We start from the raw sequence: 15,592 nt of genomic DNA, 5'->3' as shown, positions 1-15,592 counted from the left end.
TGCGTTAGTTTCCCCTGTACCTATCTTTCTGACAATTGAGTGTGTGTTGTTCATGACCCAACAGATTGTGCCAGTCATTCTTTCGGGAGGCTCTGGTAGCCGACTGTGGCCGGTTTCGCGTAGTAGCTATCCCAAGCAGTTCTGGCCTCTGCTCAATGAGCGCACTCTTATTCAGGAAACGGTTCTGCGCGGTGAAGGTAGCGAGTTTGCGGACCCGATTGTGGTTTGCAACGCTGAACACCGTTTCATAGTGGCAGAACAGCTTCGTGATGTCGGTATCCATAATGCGCGTGTCGTGCTGGAGCCGGTGGGTCGAAATTCGGCCCCCGCGATTGCCGCTGCGGCTTTTCTGGTCGCGGAAACCAATCCGGATGCAATCCTGTGGATCATGGCGGCTGATGCTGCCATCACGCATGAAGAGGCCCTGAAGGTCGCTTTGGAACATGCGGTGCAGGCTGCGGCTCAGGATCGTATCGTAACCTTCGGTATGAAGCCTACCCGCCCTGAGACCGGATATGGCTATATTGAAAGCGGTGCCGAACTACCCGGTATTCCGGGGGTCTATGAAGTCGCACGCTTCGTTGAAAAGCCCAGCGCCGAAAAAGCGGCGGAATTCGTGCAGGACGGACATTATCTCTGGAATTCCGGAATGTTCGTGGCGCGCGCAGGCGTTTTCCTTTCGGAAGTAGAGACGTACGAGCCCCAGGTCTACGAGCGCGTCCGTCATTCGGTCCAGAACCGTCAGACGGATATGGATTTCGAGCGGCTTGAAGCTCAGAGTTTCGGTTCTGCGCCGGATATTTCCGTCGATTATGCGATCGCTGAGCGTACCAAACTTGCCGCTGTTGTTCCGGGCAATTTTGGATGGTCCGATATCGGAAGCTGGGACGCGCTCTGGGATCTGTCAGCCAAGGATAAGGCAGGAAACGCAACCTTCGGGGATGTTTTCCTTGACCAGGCCAGAAACTGTTATGTCCGGTCGGATGGAATTGTCGCTACGGTTGCCGGCGTTGAAGACCTGATTGTCGTCGTGACCCAGGATGCTGTCATGGTTTCGCATCGTGACCGTGCCCAAGATGTCAAGCATATGGTCGAGCGGCTCAAGAAGTCGGGCCGCAAGGAAGCGCTGACGCATAACCGCTGCTATCGTCCGTGGGGCTTCTATGAGAGCCTGATCCAGGCTGACCGCTTCCAGGTGAAGCGCATCGTTGTCGAACCGGGTGAAAAGCTTTCTCTGCAGAAGCATTTTCACCGTGCTGAACATTGGGTGGTCGTTGGTGGAACGGCACTTGTGACCCGGGATGAAGACAAGGTCATGGTTCGTGAAAACGAGAGCATTTACCTGCCTCTCGGATGCGTACACCGACTGGAAAATCCCGGCAAGATTCCTCTGACCCTGATCGAGGTCCAGTCAGGCCCTTATCTGGGTGAAGACGACATCGTCCGCATCGAGGACATTTACGCACGGAATTAAGCGGCCGGATGCCCGGACCATTCTTCTCGGTTCGGGCATCTCATCAGTCGATGTTTCCGTAATTCCGCGCCAGCAAAAGACTCTCCGGCGTGTCGATGTCCTGTTCCAGAGCAGGATTGTACAGGGTCTCTGTCTGCCGCCCCAGAATTTTCCGAAAGCCCTGATCGCCTTTGAGCTGATCGACTTTCTGAAGAGTGGAGGGGAGCAGGCAGGCGGGGATACCGACCGCATCTTCCGAATATCTTGTAAGAATATCCGTTTCTGTCTGATGGCCTGTTTTCAGGAGGTTCAGGAGATGATCAACGGTGAGGGCAGGCTGATCCGTCGCGCTGATCAGGGTCGGCAAGGATAAGGGGCCCATGCTGTGGGCGGCGGTCTGCAAAGACGTCGAAAGACCATTCTCCCATAACGGGTTATGGACACGAACGACATTGAGACCAGCCAGCGCGTCTTCGACGGCCTGTCTGGCGCCTCCGGTTACGACCACGAGCTCCTCTGGCTGTGTCGCCAGAAGAAGCTGCGCCATGTGACGGACAAGCGGAACACCCTGAATGGTGAGCAGCTGTTTGGGCTGACCAAGTCGCCTGCTCCCGCCAGCAGCAAGCAGGATGGCCGTGTGCGCACTCATGCGTAATACTGCTTTATGATCTGCGCCAGGATGGAAAGAGCGATTTCGTGGGGCGTTTTTGCTCCGATTTCTAGTCCGGCTGGCAGATGAAGACGTTTCAATGCCTCCTCCGAGAGGCCTGCCGTCCGCAAAGTCCGGATCCTTCCGTCAATCTTGCGCCGACTTCCCAGAATACCAACACAGAAAGCCTCTGATTTCAGCGCGTATTCCGTAACGGCCATATCGATCTGCGCATTATGTGTCAGTGCGTATACGCTGGTCCATCGGTCAAGTGTCAGGTCCGGGAGCGCATCTTTTAGGGAGCGACGATCATAACGTTCATGAGGAAGGGAGGCGGGAGGCTGACGGGGACCAAGTGGCTTGAGAAGAAAGGGCTGGAGCCCGAACTGCGGTGCCAGGCAGATGAGCGCAAGGGTGACAGGATCACTGCCCGCGACAATCAGTTGCAAGGGGGGAAGATAGGCCTTGATGAAGATGTTCTCCCGGGAGAACGGTGCAGAAGACGTGTACTGCATGCTACCGGTGCAGAGGTCCGTTTCGGAGTAGACGGGATGACGTTTCGTCCGGGCGTCCTGGCGGAGCGCGACGAAACGATCCAGTTCCTGAAGCGGCCTGACAAAAATTCCGATGCGCCCCCCGCAGGTCAGCTGGATATCAAGGACAGGACTGCCAGCACCGTAATCCAGCATGCGGGATGTGCCGTCCCTGAGGCATTCCTGCGCTTCTGCAGCCACGGCAGCCTCGACACAGCCGCCTGACACGTATCCCTGAACCTCTCCCTCTTCGGAGATGATCATTTCACTGCCCAGTGGACGCGGGGAAGAACCGGTAATATGAACCAGCGTTGCCAGTGCGACTTTCTTGCCGCGTCTGGCCCAGTCGGACAGGGTGGGCAGGAGATCTTCCGTCAGGCCATATTCCGGCCATTCGGGAAGTGGGGCCAGTCTGTCTGTCCCTGCCATGAAAAGATTCTCCCAGTGATCGTGGCGGAAGAGTAACGCCAAATGCTTTTGTGACATAGTCTGATGGAGCCGGATGTTGATCCGGACCGCCACAGGCCTATATCGGCATGGTATCGCCCGCCGCATAGAGACCACTGGAGTGAAGATGGACAATCTGCTGAGCGTTGCACAGGCCGTGGACCTGGTGCTGGAATATGCAGGTAATTTCGGCACCGAGCGGATTCCCCTCGCCGAGGCGGGCGGCCGGATCCTTCAGCAGGTCGTACGTGCCGAGCGGGCGCAGCCTCCTTATGACAGGGTTATGATGGATGGAATTGCCTTTCGCTCTGGAAGCGGACCGGTTCTGGTGGTGCATGGAACGCAGCGTGCCGGAGCGCCCGGGCAGCCGCTTCCGGAAGGCAACGCCTGTCTGGAAGTCATGACCGGAGCCGTGCTCCCTGAAGGGACCGATACGGTTGTGCCTGTGGAGCGCCTTGTCCGTGATGGCAGACAGATCACCTTCGAGGCGGGATATCAGCCTCATGCCGGACAGTTCATTCATCGGCGTGGCTCTGACTGTGCGGCAGGAACGGAACTTCTGCTGCCGGGTCTGCGCCTGAACGGGCCGGCTCTCGCCGTGCTGGCCTGCAATGGTTATGCGGAGGTCGAGGTTTCCCGCATTCCCTCAATCGGTATCGTATCCACGGGTGATGAACTGGCAGATGTTGAAGGGCCGGTGCAGGACTGGCAGATCCGCCGTTCCAATGAATATGCCATCATAGGGGCTCTGACTTCCCGGAGGTTCAATAGGATCGAGCAGTCGGTTGTTTCCGACGATCTGGCCGAGACGATCGTGGCCCTGCGCGAACAGCTTCAGCGTCATGACGTACTGGTGCTAAGCGGCGGCGTGTCGATGGGAGCGTTCGATCATGTGCCGAAAGCCCTGTCCAGGAGTGGCGTGGAAAAAGTGTTTCACAAGGTGGCGCAGCGCCCTGGCAAGCCGCTCTGGTTTGGGGTCGGGTCAGAAGGACAGCGCGTTTTCGGCCTGCCGGGCAATCCGGTCTCCGCCGTCAGTTGCGCGATACGCTACGTCATGCCGATGCTTCTGGCAGGGCAGGGGCTGAGTCGGCCCGAGCCTTACATGGTTGAACTGGATGCAGAAACCGAACAGAGCGCAACCCTCGTTCGTTTCCTGCCGGTCCGGATCCGGCATGATGCCAGTGGATGCGCTCTTGCGACGCCCTGCCCGATGCCGACATCGGGGGATTTCAGTTTTCTGGCCGGTACGGACGGATTTGTCGAACTGCCGCGGGGCGAAGGCGTTGCCGCAGCAGGAACGCATGCGGTGTTTCATGGGTGGTAAACAGACCAGCAGCATCAGGGATACTTATGACCGGCCACTCCATGACCTTCGGATTTCGGTCATGGACAGGTGCAATTTCCGCTGCCCGTATTGCATGCCGGAAGCCACATATCATGAACATTTCCGGTTTCTGGAGCCGAAGCAGCGTCTGAGTTTCGATGAAATCGAACGTGTGGCGCGAGTGGCAGTCTCGCTCGGTGTGACCAAGCTGCGCCTGACGGGAGGGGAGCCTCTGCTGCGTCCGAACCTGGCGGAACTCGTGGCTCGGCTTGTCGCGATCGAAGATGTTCAGGATGTGGCCCTGACCACAAATGGCGTCCTGCTTGAGCGTCATGCCCAGGCCTTGCGCGATGCGGGACTGGGACGGGTGACGGTCAGTCTGGATAGCGTGGATCCGGCAGTGTTCGCCCGGATGAGTGGCGGACGGGCGCAGCTTGAACCCGTTCTGGCGGCAATTGAGTCAGCCTCGGCACTGGGTTTCCGGGGCGGCGTCAAACTCAATACTGTCGTGCAGCGCGGCGTGAACGATGACGGCGTTCTCGAAATGGCTGAGCGCTTCCGGCATACTGGCGTGGTTCTGCGGTTCATTGAATATATGGATGTCGGAACCCGGAACCAGTGGGAACTGGGAGAAGTGGTTCCATCGCGGGAGTTGCGGGAACAGATTGATGCCCGCTGGCCTCTGGATCCTGTCGGGCCGCATTACCGGGGAGAAGTCGCACAGCGCTACCGCTATCAGGACGGAGCAGGGGAAATCGGTTTCATATCTTCTGTGACGGCCCCGTTCTGCGGGAACTGTTCGAGAGCGCGTCTGTCTTCGGAAGGGAAACTGTACACCTGCCTGTTCGCATCGGAAGGGACGGATATCCGGTCCATCCTGCGCGACGGAACGGATGATGACCGCCTGAAAGAGGTCCTGGCGCAGGTGTGGCGTGTGCGGTCGGACCGGTATAGTGAGGAACGTGCGGCGCATGACGAAGCGCCGGCGCGACGCCGTATCGAGATGAATTACATCGGCGGCTAGGACCGGGAGACCGAAAGCTATGAAAACCCTCACGCATGTCAACGAGCGTGGTGAAGATCCGCGCATGGTGGATGTCAGCGGCAAGGCTGTGACGGAGCGGAACGCCCATGCACAGGCCCGGCTCGTTTTCCCTCCCGAGGTTGCAAGGGCGCTGACGGAAGCCGGTTTCATAACCAAGAAGGGCGCCGTTCTGACGGTGGCGCAGATTGCCGGTGTCATGGGCGTGAAATCTACTTCCCAGTTGATTCCTCTGTGCCATCCCCTGTCCCTGAGTGGATGCCGGGTAGATATCACCATCGTGGACAATGAAGCCGTGATTGACTGCCGCGTCTCCTGTGAGGGGCGGACCGGCGTGGAAATGGAAGCCCTGACCGGCGCTTCCGTGGCGGCGCTGACGATCTATGACATGTGCAAGGCCATGTCTCATGACATGGTGATCAGGGATGTCCAGCTTATGGGCAAAGCAGGCGGCAAGCGTGATTTCCAGCGGATAGAGGGATGAATCAGCTCTATGGCCTGATTCTTGCCGGTGGAAGCAGTACCCGGATGGGGCAGGACAAGGCTTTCCTGTCCTATCAGGGCATTCCCCAGCTTCAGGCGGCGTATGAGGCGATGGCCCCGCTTGTGGAGAAATGTTTCGTTTCCGTTCGGCCTGACCAGACCGCTGATCCCCTGCGGGCGCGCTTCCCCCGGATCGAAGACAGAGGAGAGCTGAGAGGGCCGGCAGCAGGAATTCTGGCGGCTCACGAGGCTTATCCTGACCGTGCGTTTCTGGTGGTGGCCTGTGACCTGCCGTTTCTGGATGAAACGACACTGAAGACCTTGATCGCGGAACGCGACGACAGGCACATCGCCGTTGCCTGTCGCAGTGAGCATGACGGCCTGCCTGAACCGCTCTGCACCATCTGGGAACCTGAAGCTCTGGATGAACTGGTGCGGCAGGTGGAGCGCGGACAGATCGGTCTGCGCAAACTGCTTGCGGATAAGGAAATACGCCTCCTCGAACCACGGACGGCGGGAGCGCTCGACAATATCAATACACCCCAGGAACGCGAAGCCGCGCAAAAGAGAATCGGAGGGACGATGATTCAGGTTACGGTGGAATATTTCGCACAGATGCGGGAGATCGCCGGGCACCGGACCGAGGTGATCAGCACGGTCAGCACCAGTGCCGAACCCCTTTATGAGGAACTGCGCGATCTGCACGGTTTCCCTTTTGACGCATCGCGGCTGCGCGTGGCCATCAACGGAGATTTTGCTCTATGGACGCAGCCTTTGAAGGACGGAGATCAGATTGTGTTCATTCCGCCGGTAACGGGAGGATGAGCATGCGTTTTCAGATGTCAGCCCATCCGGTTGGACTGGAAAGTCTGCGAGAGGGCCTGCACCTGCCGGAAGCGGGTGGATTTTGTACCTTTGAAGGCTGGGTCCGTAACCGCAATGAGGGCCGGGCGGTCGATGGCCTTGAATATGAGGCCTATGAGGCCTTGGCGAACCGGGAAGGAGAACGCATCCTGTCCGAAGCGATGGAAAAGTTCGACATTAGCAATGCTGTCGCCATGCACCGGACAGGAACGCTGAAGATCGGGGAGATGGCGGTCTGGATCGGGGTCTCGGCGCCTCATCGGGATGCGGCATTCCGGGCCTGTCGCTACATCATCGATGAAATCAAGGCCCGCGTCCCGGTCTGGAAAAAAGAGCATTACCTGACAGGGGAGGCGGAATGGGTGGCCTGTCATCAGTGTCAGACTGCCGCAGCCGCGCAGGAGCCGGCTCTGGACAGGGACTGCGGGCATCACCACTGAGCAGGATCTTTTCCTTCATTCGGGAAAGGAACGGACTGGCGCGGAATGATGCTTCTTTTTGTGATGCCCGTACTGAAATAACCGGGCTCACAGAATTTTTGCTTTGCAAGTGAGAATTGTTCTCAATTAAGGTGACTCCGGTTCTGCTGATTCGGAGATTCACCATGCGACGGACCCTGCTTTCCCTGTCTGATCTCTGCTGCTGCGAGCGGCTGGCGCTCTGGAGTATCCGCTGTCTCGTCAGGCATTACCGTCTTCCATATTGTCCGGAGACGAAAACGACGGATGGGATGTTCCCGTCCTGTTTCCGGCCTGCTCTGGATGCCGCTGAGCAGGCCTTCATGGATGCGGCCGATCATCTGCGTGAAACAGGGCTCCCGGAGCTGGAAATCAACGCACCTGGCGCGCTTCAGCTTTCACAGACGGAAGAGCGTTTCATCCGTGGAATCCAGATCGCCCAGAATGAGGGACAGAAAGCGACCTTCGTGTTGCTGGCCGGCTGTGTTCCAGACCGTCTGGTTCAGGGCTGTGTTGCAACTGCTCTGACACTGATCGCGGATTGCATGGCCGGAGCCGGACACTGGTTGCCAGAACACGAAAAATCCACGGCAGGAGCCGGAGCGCTGGCCACCCTCACGCGCTGGAAATCCGTTAATCCGGCAGAAATGCGGATTTTATGGCCGCGCGAGCATGACTCCGCCTGTCAGCAGACCCTGCACTGATGCGCCCGGCCGAGCGCGTTCCGGCGCAGAGAAAAGTGACGGGCATGGAAAGCATGACCTTCTGCCTGCTCTTTCTGGCGCTCGGGGTGGTGTGCTTCTGCTGGCTGGCCTGTGTCAGCCTGGAGGTTTCGCTGGACGATATCCTGACGGCGCTGGGATATGGAAACGATATCCACGTGGCCTTTCTGGAATGACGCTTTCCGGCTTCCAGAACCGCAGGAAAGCAGGCTTGAGAGAACAGAACCCCCGGTAAGGACCGGTCATGGCCGGCCCGGGGACGGAACCTCAGATGTAATGCTCTGTCAGTGGAGGAAAGCCGTTGAAGCCCGTGGAGCAATAGGTGGAAACATAGGCCCCTGTGGCGAGGAGTTCGATCCTGTCGCCGCATTGCAGGGAGTCGGGAAGCGGAATGCGGTTTTTCTCGTAGAGAATATCCACACCATCGCAGCTTGGTCCGGCCACGACGCAGGGTGAGCGGGTTCCATTCCGGTCATCATGGGGTGTGCGGAACGTGTAGCGGATGGCTTCGCCCTCCGTCTCGGCCAGCCCGCCAAAGCGCCCGATATCCAGATAGACCCAGCGCGGGTCTGTAGCCGCACCGCCGCGACGGCTGACGAGAATGACCTCACTGGACACGACTCCGGCCTGGCCCACCATGTAACGCCCCGGTTCCAGCAGGATTTCAGGAGCAGCCTCCGGGAAATGCTCGGCCAGAGCCTTCTGGATGGCGTCCGCAAAATCCTGAACGGAAGGGATGTTCTCACGGTAGCGGGTCGGAAAGCCCCCACCCAGATTGAGCATCCGCAGATTCAGCCCCTCTGCGCGCAGGTCGTGATAGAGAGCGGCGGCGCGGGCAATGGCGTGCTGATAGGCAGCGATTCCGGTCTGCTGGCTGCCCACATGGAAGGACAGACCATACGGATCCAGCCCCAGTTCCTGTGCACGCAGCATCAGGGTCCGGGCATTGGCCAGGGTCGTTCCGAACTTGCGGGACAGGGGCCAGTCCGCGCCTTCGTTTTCCACGGCCAGGCGGCAGAAAACCCGTGCGCCCGGTGCATTGGCCGCGATTTTCTCCAGCTCTTCCACGCTGTCGAACACGAACAGGGTAATGCCCAAGGCGTGTGCTTCCCGGATGGCAGACGCCTTCTTCAGCGTGTTGCCATAGGAAATGCGGTCGGGCGTGGCGCCAGCGGCGAGGCACATCCGGACTTCTTCCAGCGAGGCAGCATCGAAGGATGCGCCGCGCTTTTCAAGAAGGCGCAGGATGGCCGGGGCCGGATTGGCCTTGATGGCGTAATAGATCCGGCCTTCGGGAAGAGCGGTATGCAGCGCGTCATAATGCGCGGCCACCACGTCGAGATCCACGACAAGGCAAGGGGTTGCCGGCTGCTGCTCGGCAAGGAATCGGGTGATTTTGGGAGTCATGACACTCATTCCCAGAACCAGGACTCGTCAGGAAAAGTGAATCCTTGCGAGTGTGTTGCGAAACGGTCGAACGGACCGGCGAATAGCGGGACTCCGGAAAGCCGGAGGCCTGAAGGCCAGAACGCTTGACGTCGTTGCGTAACCTCTAGTGGGCCAGTGGCACGTGCGTTGCTGCGTGACGGGCCATATGGGGCCAAACGTCGCCGCTTGCAACTCCTGATTTTGCATTACAGCGTGTTTGCAAATAAACAAAGCCGGATCAGGGCGAATTCGGAACGTGGAAGATGTTTTCCGCGTAGGCATGACCAGAGCTGTCCTGTTGCGGACATGATCCGCACATGTCTGCTGCCCGTCACTGGAACCCTCTGTAAGGATGACCCTGCGTGAGTTTAATGTCCGATTCTGCGACACCGCCTGACCGGTCTGCCGGCACGCGGTCGAATGCCGCACCTTCGGAACCGGATCAGGAAACCATCGCGCAGGACATGGAACGCGCGAAGGAACTGAGACCCGTCCCCGATGAAAGCCAGATCCGGGAAGCCCGGACGCTGGGGCCTGATGCCCCGGGCACTGGCGCACGTGGTCCGTGGGCCATGTCCCGTGCGGGGTGGAAACTCGTGCTGCAGCAGGTTTTCTCCGAAGTCGGGTCCAGCCAGACATCACTTTCGGCCGCAGGGTGCGCGTTCTATGCGACGCTGTCCCTGTTTCCAGCCATGTCCAGCCTGATCTCGCTTTACGGGCTGGCATTCGATCTCCAGACGGTCGAACCGCAGCTTCAGGTCCTGCGCAACCTTCTGCCGCCTGCCGCTTACGATCTGATCGGGAACCGGATTCACGAGCTGATTTCCCAGCCTCATTCCTCCCTGACGATCGGCCTGATCTTCTCACTGTCGGTGGCGCTGTGGTCGGCCTCGGCCAGTACGAAATCCATTCTCGCCGCGCTAAACATGGCCTATAACGCGCAGGAAACACGCAGCTTCCTGCGCTTCCAGGCAGTTGCCCTGAGCACGACGCTCATGGCCATCGTTGGTGCCGCGCTGACGCTGGCCCTGATGGTCGCGGCTCCGGCGCTGGTCGATTATCTTCCCAAATATCTGGGTCTGAAAAAGCTGCCACCGCCCTTCGACCTGTTCGTGTCCTACGGTGCGCCCATGGTCGTGCATACCGTGGCACCGCTTCTGATGCTGCTCTTCGTTTTCCTGGCTGTGACGCTGCTCTACCGCTTCGCACCGTGCCGTCAGCATACGAAGTGGCGCTGGATCTTTCCGGGCTCAGCCGTCTCGACCCTGCTCTGGGTCATCACATCGCTCGGGTTTTCATGGTATGTCGCGCATTTTGCCAGCTACGGTGCCACCTACGGGCCTCTCGGCGCCGTCGCGGCCATCATGATGTGGTTTTTCGTGAGCGCCTACGTCGTCCTGTTCGGTGCTGAACTGAACGCCAGTCTCGAAGATCGCGCCCGGGGACGTCAGCCCCGGATCACGGGGCAGCCCCGTCCAGACCCGATCATCGCCAAAGCCGTAGCCGGGGACGCTGCGCGAAAGTCCTGATCCTGTTCAGGACAGGCGCTCCGCTCCCGTTCCCGGATCAGGAACGGCGGCGGTGCCTGCGGGTATGGGCCGTCGCCTGAGGGGAGGCTGCAACCTGTACGGCCTGCGCCGTGGTGTCGGAGGGATCGGCTTCGGCAACTTCCGTTTCCGCCGGGACGTCTTCCATCCGTGCGATCGTCACATGGGCCGTACCGCTGTTCAGCATGCCGATCTTTGCGGCCGCGGCGTGAGAGAGGTCGATGATTCGGCTGTTGAAGGGGCCGCGGTCATTGACCGTTACCACGACGGAGCGGCCGGTATCCTGCGATGTCACCAGCAGTTTTGTGCCGAGAGGCAGGGAAGGATGGGCGGCGGTCAGGGCGTTTGTGTCGAATGTCGCACCGCTGCTGGTGCGGCGACCGTGGAAGTGACGCCCGTACCAGCTGGCCATGCCGTGCTGTGTCCAGGTGGCGGCTTCATGGGCGCGGTGCGCCAGCGCGTCGCGGACCGAGGCGGCCCAGCTCGTCCTGACCAACCCACCGGACTGATCCGGAGAATCGTCGGCCGCGCGGGCGGCTGAGCCTCCTGTCATGCCTGCCAGCGCGACTATGAAAGTCAGGCCGCGCAGCGAAACCCAATGGAATGGGGAAGAGAAAGCAGGGCGTTTGCAGGGCACTATACCGGGATCTTCTCCAGTGGACGAAAAGGGCTTGATCTGCTGCGGATAACACAGAAAACCGGCCCTGTCCCCTTTTTGACGCCCTGAAGAGGGCAGGAATAAGGCCATGACGCTTTCATGACTCTTCCGAAAGTGCTATCGCGCGGCCAGATGAAACGCCCTCTGATAGCCGTTCTGAACGGCCCGAACCTCAACATGCTGGGTCTTCGCCAGCCAGGGATCTATGGTCACGCCACGCTCGATGATGTCGAGCAGGTGTGCATCCAGGCCGCCGAGCGGCTGGACGTGGCCATTGATTTCCGCCAGACGAACGGGGAGGGTGAACTTGTGTCCTGGGTGCAGGAATGTCGCGGCCGTGCAGACGGAATCGTGATCAATCCCGCTGCCTACGGGCATACGTCGATCGCCCTGCTGGATGCGCTTCTGGCCGTCGAGCTGCCTGTGGTCGAGGTTCATATTTCCAATATCCACCGTCGGGAGCCGTTCCGTCATCACACCTACGTCTCGCAGGCCGCCATCGGCGTGATCTGCGGCCTCGGCGTCAGGGGATACGCACATGCGCTTCAGGCAATAACCGACATGATCGAAGACGAAGGATGAGCCGTATGCTCGTGGACAAGGATGCCATTCGGGCATTGGCCGATATTCTGACGGAAACCGGCCTGACCGAAATCGAGATTTCCGAAGCGGACAGCCGGATTCGCGTGGCCCGCACCGTCAACGTGGTCCAGCCGGCACCCGTGGCCGCTCCCGCAGCACCGGCCACCGCTGCCCCGGCCACCCCGGCTCCAGTCGATCCGGCCAAGCATCCGGGCGCAGTGCCCAGCCCGATGGTCGGTGTCGCCTACCTGACGCCGGACCCGGCTTCGCCGCCTTTCGCGCAGGAAGGTCAGCCGGTTTCCGCCGGGCAGACCATCATGCTCATCGAGGCCATGAAGACCTTCAACCAGATCAAGGCCCCGCGCTCCGGTACGCTCGTGAAATTCCTTGTCGAATCCGGGCAGCCGGTTGAATTCAACGAGCCGCTGGCGATCATCGAGTAATGTTTTCCAAAATCCTCATTGCCAATCGTGGTGAAATCGCGCTGCGTATCCAGCGCGCTTGCCGTGAGATGGGCATCAAGACCGTCGCCGTGCATTCCACTGCGGATGCCGACGCTATGCATGTGCGTCTGGCGGACGAGGCCGTATGCATCGGGCCGCCGAGCTCCCGCGATTCCTACCTGAACGTGGCAGCCATCCTGTCCGCCGCCATGATCACGGGGGCGGAAGCCATCCACCCGGGATATGGCTTCCTGTCGGAAAATGCCGATTTCGCCGAAACGGTGGAAGAGCATGGCCTGGTCTTCATTGGCCCGACGGCGCAGCACATCCGCATGATGGGTGACAAGATCACCGCCAAGACCACCATGCGTGAGCTTGGCGTTCCGCTGGTGCCGGGTTCCGATGGCGCCCTGCCGGATCTGGCTTCCGCCCGTGAAGTGGCGGAGCATGTCGGTTATCCGGTGCTCATCAAGGCCGCCGCCGGTGGCGGTGGCCGGGGCATGAAGGTCGCCCGCACGGCTGACGAGATTGAGGAAGCCTGGACGGTCGCGCGTACGGAAGCGCGTGCGGCCTTCGGGAATGATGAGGTCTATCTCGAGAAGTATCTCGACCGTCCCCGCCATATCGAACTTCAGATCCTCGGCGACGCGCACGGAAATGTCGTGCATTTCGGCGAGCGTGACTGCTCCCTTCAGCGTCGTCACCAGAAGCTTCTGGAAGAAGCCGGTTCACCGGCCCTGACGGACGCTGAACGGCTGGAAATCGGTCGCACAGCGACCGAAGCACTGGCCCGGATGAAGTATCGTAATGCCGGGACGCTCGAATTCCTGTATCAGGACGGGCAGTTCTGCTTCATCGAGATGAACACCCGCCTCCAGGTTGAGCATCCGGTGACGGAAATGGTCTGCAATGTGGATCTTGTCCGCGAGCAGATCCGCATCGCTGCTGGTGAGCCTCTCGGCTACGCCCAGAACGACATCCACATGTCCGGTCATGCGATCGAATGCCGGATCAATGCCGAGAATCCGGAGACGTTCCTGCCCAGTCCCGGTACGATCAAGGTCTTCCATGCTCCGGGTGGCCTGGGTGTGCGCATGGACAGTGCAATCTATGCCGGCTACCGTATACCGCCTTACTACGACAGCATGATCGCCAAGCTGATCGTTCATGCACCGACCCGTGCCGAAGCCATCGCGCGGATGCAGCGTGCACTGGACGAATGTGTGGTGGACGGTGTCCAGACCGTAATCCCTCTTCACCGGAAAATTCTGGCAGATCCGTCCTTCCAGAAGGGTGATTACACCATTCACTGGCTGGAAAATTTTGTGGCGTCCCAGCAGGGTCAAGACTGAGGAAGAGAGCATGAGCTACGCGGAAACCATTATTCTCGACGTTCAGTTCGGACATGCTCCCGCTGTGGTTTCCGCGCTGTCCGGTCTGCAGGATGTGGGGATGTGGGCGACAGAAATCGGTTATCTCAACCGTATCACGCTCTTCCGGACGGCTGACTCTTTCGAAGCGCTTTTGGCAGGACGGCCCGCGCTTCTGGAAAGCCTGCCAAAGGCCCATCTCGAACGGATCGAGGTGACGGGCTGGCGGGTGATTTGTCCCGTTCTGGCTCCGGGGTCGCATGGCGGCGTCTATGAATGGCGCTGCTATGAGGCCCGTCCCGGGCAGATGGGGGAGGCGGAACTCAGTTTTCTAGCCGCGCTGCCAAAGCGGCTGGAGCTGTCGTCGCTGTTCTGTGCCCTAGTTTCAATTGAAGGCACACCGCGTATTGCTCATGTCTGGCCCTATGCGGATCTGAACAGTCGGGCTGCAATCCGGGCAGAAGCTGTGGCGAGCGGGACATGGCCTCCGCGGATGGCGCATACACTGTCCAGTATGCAAAGCGAGATCCTTCTGCCTCTCGAGGCGTCCATCTGGCATTAAAAGCCTGTAGGCTCTGAATGAAAAAGCCCGATCCGGTAAGGATCGGGCTTTTTTGTGCCTTGCACGGCATTTGCCGTTCGTGACGGTTTTTCCCGGTGACTGCCCTATTCGGAACAGTTACCGGAAAGACCATCAGATTGCTTATTTCTGTGGTGGGGCCGGCTGTGCAGGTGCGGAAGCAGGCGTGGCGACGGCGTCTTCGGTCACGAAGACCAGTGAATCCAGAACGTCGTTCAGAGCGCTTACCGCCTGCTGGGGCTGCCGGCCTTCCGTGAAGACGGTGGCCCGGTTCACAGCGCCTGTCGTGGGCGGCAGGGGAGCCAGCGCGACAATGAAGGTAGCATCTTCACCAACGACCTGCATCGTCTGGGCAGCCTGATTCGTATTGCCGGTCTTCAGCTGGGCGTTGGCGGTCGCTACGGCAGCTTTCTTTTCCGGTGCGACGGTCTCGCTCACGATGAACTCACCGCCGACGGGCAGCCAGTCCATCTGGCCGGTTGTCGGTGTGTGATTGGAAGAGAGGGGGTGCTGCGGAGCAGGGTGCAGGTCGCTTTCCGCTGCCTGGAATTTGCCATCAGCCTTCTGGGCGGCAGCCAGGCGCTTCTGGGCATCATAGAGGAGAGGGATGGCAGCATCGGTCTGGCCGGACTGGAGGATGTCGCGGGCTTTCAGAATGTCAGTGAAGGCTTTCTGGCCATCGGCGGACAGATGATGGAAGGCACGGTGAGCCTTGAACTTTTCCCAGTCTGTACGAAGTTTTGAAGGCTGCGCAAAAGCCGGGGCAGAAACGAGAAGAGCAAGCGCAGCGAGAGGAAGAAGACGCATTGTAGACAATCCATTTTTATTCACAGATGACTGATATAGGTATTGCATCGTTTCCTTACCAGCAACTTAAAGATCATTAAGAGTCTTTTATAAATCCTACAAAAACAGTCCTTTTTACTGATGGATACCGGGAGGGCGTGGATATAAAATTATGACTTTTCCAAAAGATGACGGAAAAGGCAGGACTATTTGTTTCGTAATC

General features: G+C 59.5%; 18 protein-coding genes. 13 read left to right on the top strand and 5 right to left on the bottom strand.

Annotated elements, in window-relative coordinates:
• Nucleotides 1–52: 52 nt before the first annotated feature.
• Nucleotides 53–1,474 carry a mannose-1-phosphate guanylyltransferase/mannose-6-phosphate isomerase gene (locus tag GMO_RS11005; RefSeq protein WP_040509366.1) on the top strand — a complete coding sequence of 474 codons (1,422 nt, stop codon included), beginning with the start codon at nucleotides 53–55 and terminating at the stop codon, nucleotides 1,472–1,474.
• A gap of 43 nt (nucleotides 1,475–1,517) precedes the next feature.
• On the opposite strand, the gene GMO_RS11000 is transcribed toward GMO_RS11005, so the two are convergent.
• Entirely contained in the window at nucleotides 1,518–2,102 is a 585-nt protein-coding gene (locus GMO_RS11000) for a nucleotidyltransferase family protein (RefSeq protein ID WP_008852481.1), read from the bottom strand.
• Nucleotides 2,099–3,064: an XdhC family protein gene (locus GMO_RS10995; protein WP_008852480.1), complete on the bottom strand. Its 966-nt coding sequence runs from the start codon at nucleotides 3,062–3,064 to the stop codon at nucleotides 2,099–2,101. Before GMO_RS10995 ends, GMO_RS11000 begins: the two co-directional genes overlap by 4 nt.
• A gap of 145 nt (nucleotides 3,065–3,209) precedes the next feature.
• On the opposite strand from GMO_RS10995, the gene GMO_RS10990 reads away from it, so the two are divergent.
• The 7 genes from GMO_RS10990 (at nucleotide 3,210) to GMO_RS10960 (ending at nucleotide 8,151) form a co-directional block, all read left to right on the top strand.
• Nucleotides 3,210–4,406: a molybdopterin molybdotransferase MoeA gene (locus tag GMO_RS10990; RefSeq protein WP_040509362.1), complete on the top strand. Its 1,197-nt coding sequence runs from the start codon at nucleotides 3,210–3,212 to the stop codon at nucleotides 4,404–4,406.
• Nucleotides 4,384–5,430 carry a GTP 3',8-cyclase MoaA gene (gene moaA, locus GMO_RS10985; RefSeq protein WP_175282613.1) on the top strand — a complete coding sequence of 349 codons (1,047 nt, stop codon included), beginning with the start codon at nucleotides 4,384–4,386 and terminating at the stop codon, nucleotides 5,428–5,430. Before GMO_RS10990 ends, moaA begins: the two co-directional genes overlap by 23 nt.
• A 19-nt stretch (nucleotides 5,431–5,449) precedes the next feature.
• Entirely contained in the window at nucleotides 5,450–5,932 is a 483-nt protein-coding gene (gene moaC / locus GMO_RS10980; protein ID WP_008852477.1) for a cyclic pyranopterin monophosphate synthase MoaC, read from the top strand.
• Nucleotides 5,929–6,756 (top strand): NTP transferase domain-containing protein, encoded by an 828-nt coding sequence (locus GMO_RS10975; protein ID WP_008852476.1) that lies wholly within the window; start codon nucleotides 5,929–5,931, stop codon nucleotides 6,754–6,756. Before moaC ends, GMO_RS10975 begins: the two co-directional genes overlap by 4 nt.
• Nucleotides 6,753–7,235 carry a molybdenum cofactor biosynthesis protein MoaE gene (locus tag GMO_RS10970; RefSeq protein ID WP_008852475.1) on the top strand — a complete coding sequence of 161 codons (483 nt, stop codon included), beginning with the start codon at nucleotides 6,753–6,755 and terminating at the stop codon, nucleotides 7,233–7,235. The genes GMO_RS10975 and GMO_RS10970 overlap by 4 nt, the downstream gene beginning before the upstream one ends.
• Before the next feature lie 164 nt (nucleotides 7,236–7,399).
• On the top strand, nucleotides 7,400–7,957 hold the full coding sequence (locus GMO_RS10965; RefSeq protein WP_008852474.1) for a hypothetical protein: 558 nt from the start codon (nucleotides 7,400–7,402) through the stop codon (nucleotides 7,955–7,957).
• Nucleotides 7,957–8,151 (top strand): hypothetical protein, encoded by a 195-nt coding sequence (locus GMO_RS10960; protein ID WP_008852473.1) that lies wholly within the window; start codon nucleotides 7,957–7,959, stop codon nucleotides 8,149–8,151. The genes GMO_RS10965 and GMO_RS10960 overlap by 1 nt, the downstream gene beginning before the upstream one ends.
• A gap of 91 nt (nucleotides 8,152–8,242) precedes the next feature.
• Here the strand turns inward: GMO_RS10960 and GMO_RS10955 are convergent, their stop codons facing one another.
• Entirely contained in the window at nucleotides 8,243–9,382 is a 1,140-nt protein-coding gene (locus tag GMO_RS10955) for a type III PLP-dependent enzyme (protein WP_040509473.1), read from the bottom strand.
• 383 nt (nucleotides 9,383–9,765) lie between these two features.
• Between GMO_RS10955 and GMO_RS10950 the strand changes: the two genes are divergently transcribed.
• The gene (locus tag GMO_RS10950) at nucleotides 9,766–10,932 is read left to right on the top strand and encodes a YihY/virulence factor BrkB family protein (RefSeq protein WP_040509350.1); all 1,167 of its coding nucleotides are present in this window, start codon (nucleotides 9,766–9,768) and stop codon (nucleotides 10,930–10,932) included.
• A gap of 37 nt (nucleotides 10,933–10,969) precedes the next feature.
• On the opposite strand, the gene GMO_RS10945 is transcribed toward GMO_RS10950, so the two are convergent.
• Nucleotides 10,970–11,587, bottom strand: coding sequence for a septal ring lytic transglycosylase RlpA family protein (locus GMO_RS10945; protein WP_008852467.1), 618 nt, complete (start codon nucleotides 11,585–11,587; stop codon nucleotides 10,970–10,972).
• A gap of 153 nt (nucleotides 11,588–11,740) precedes the next feature.
• Between GMO_RS10945 and aroQ the strand changes: the two genes are divergently transcribed.
• From aroQ to GMO_RS10925, 4 genes are read left to right on the top strand one after another with little or no spacing between them, the layout of a single operon-like run.
• On the top strand, nucleotides 11,741–12,190 hold the full coding sequence (aroQ, locus tag GMO_RS10940; protein WP_008852466.1) for a type II 3-dehydroquinate dehydratase: 450 nt from the start codon (nucleotides 11,741–11,743) through the stop codon (nucleotides 12,188–12,190).
• Nucleotides 12,187–12,633, top strand: a complete 447-nt coding sequence (locus tag GMO_RS10935; RefSeq protein ID WP_040509346.1) for an acetyl-CoA carboxylase biotin carboxyl carrier protein — start codon at nucleotides 12,187–12,189, stop codon at nucleotides 12,631–12,633. The genes aroQ and GMO_RS10935 overlap by 4 nt, the downstream gene beginning before the upstream one ends.
• A complete protein-coding gene (accC, locus tag GMO_RS10930; protein ID WP_008852464.1) occupies nucleotides 12,633–13,985 on the top strand; it encodes an acetyl-CoA carboxylase biotin carboxylase subunit in 1,353 nt (450 codons plus the stop codon). The genes GMO_RS10935 and accC overlap by 1 nt, the downstream gene beginning before the upstream one ends.
• A gap of 10 nt (nucleotides 13,986–13,995) precedes the next feature.
• The gene (locus GMO_RS10925; RefSeq protein WP_008852463.1) at nucleotides 13,996–14,565 is read left to right on the top strand and encodes an NIPSNAP family protein; all 570 of its coding nucleotides are present in this window, start codon (nucleotides 13,996–13,998) and stop codon (nucleotides 14,563–14,565) included.
• Between the two features lie 141 nt (nucleotides 14,566–14,706).
• Here the strand turns inward: GMO_RS10925 and GMO_RS10920 are convergent, their stop codons facing one another.
• Nucleotides 14,707–15,390: a YfdX family protein gene (locus GMO_RS10920; protein WP_008852462.1), complete on the bottom strand. Its 684-nt coding sequence runs from the start codon at nucleotides 15,388–15,390 to the stop codon at nucleotides 14,707–14,709.
• Nucleotides 15,391–15,592: the final 202 nt, after the last annotated feature.

The organism is Gluconobacter morbifer G707, from assembly GCF_000234355.1.
Taxonomy (GTDB): Bacteria; Pseudomonadota; Alphaproteobacteria; order Acetobacterales; family Acetobacteraceae; genus Gluconobacter; species Gluconobacter morbifer.
Note: the sequence above shows the minus strand (reverse complement) of the source record. Positions and strands in the feature narration are given on the sequence as shown.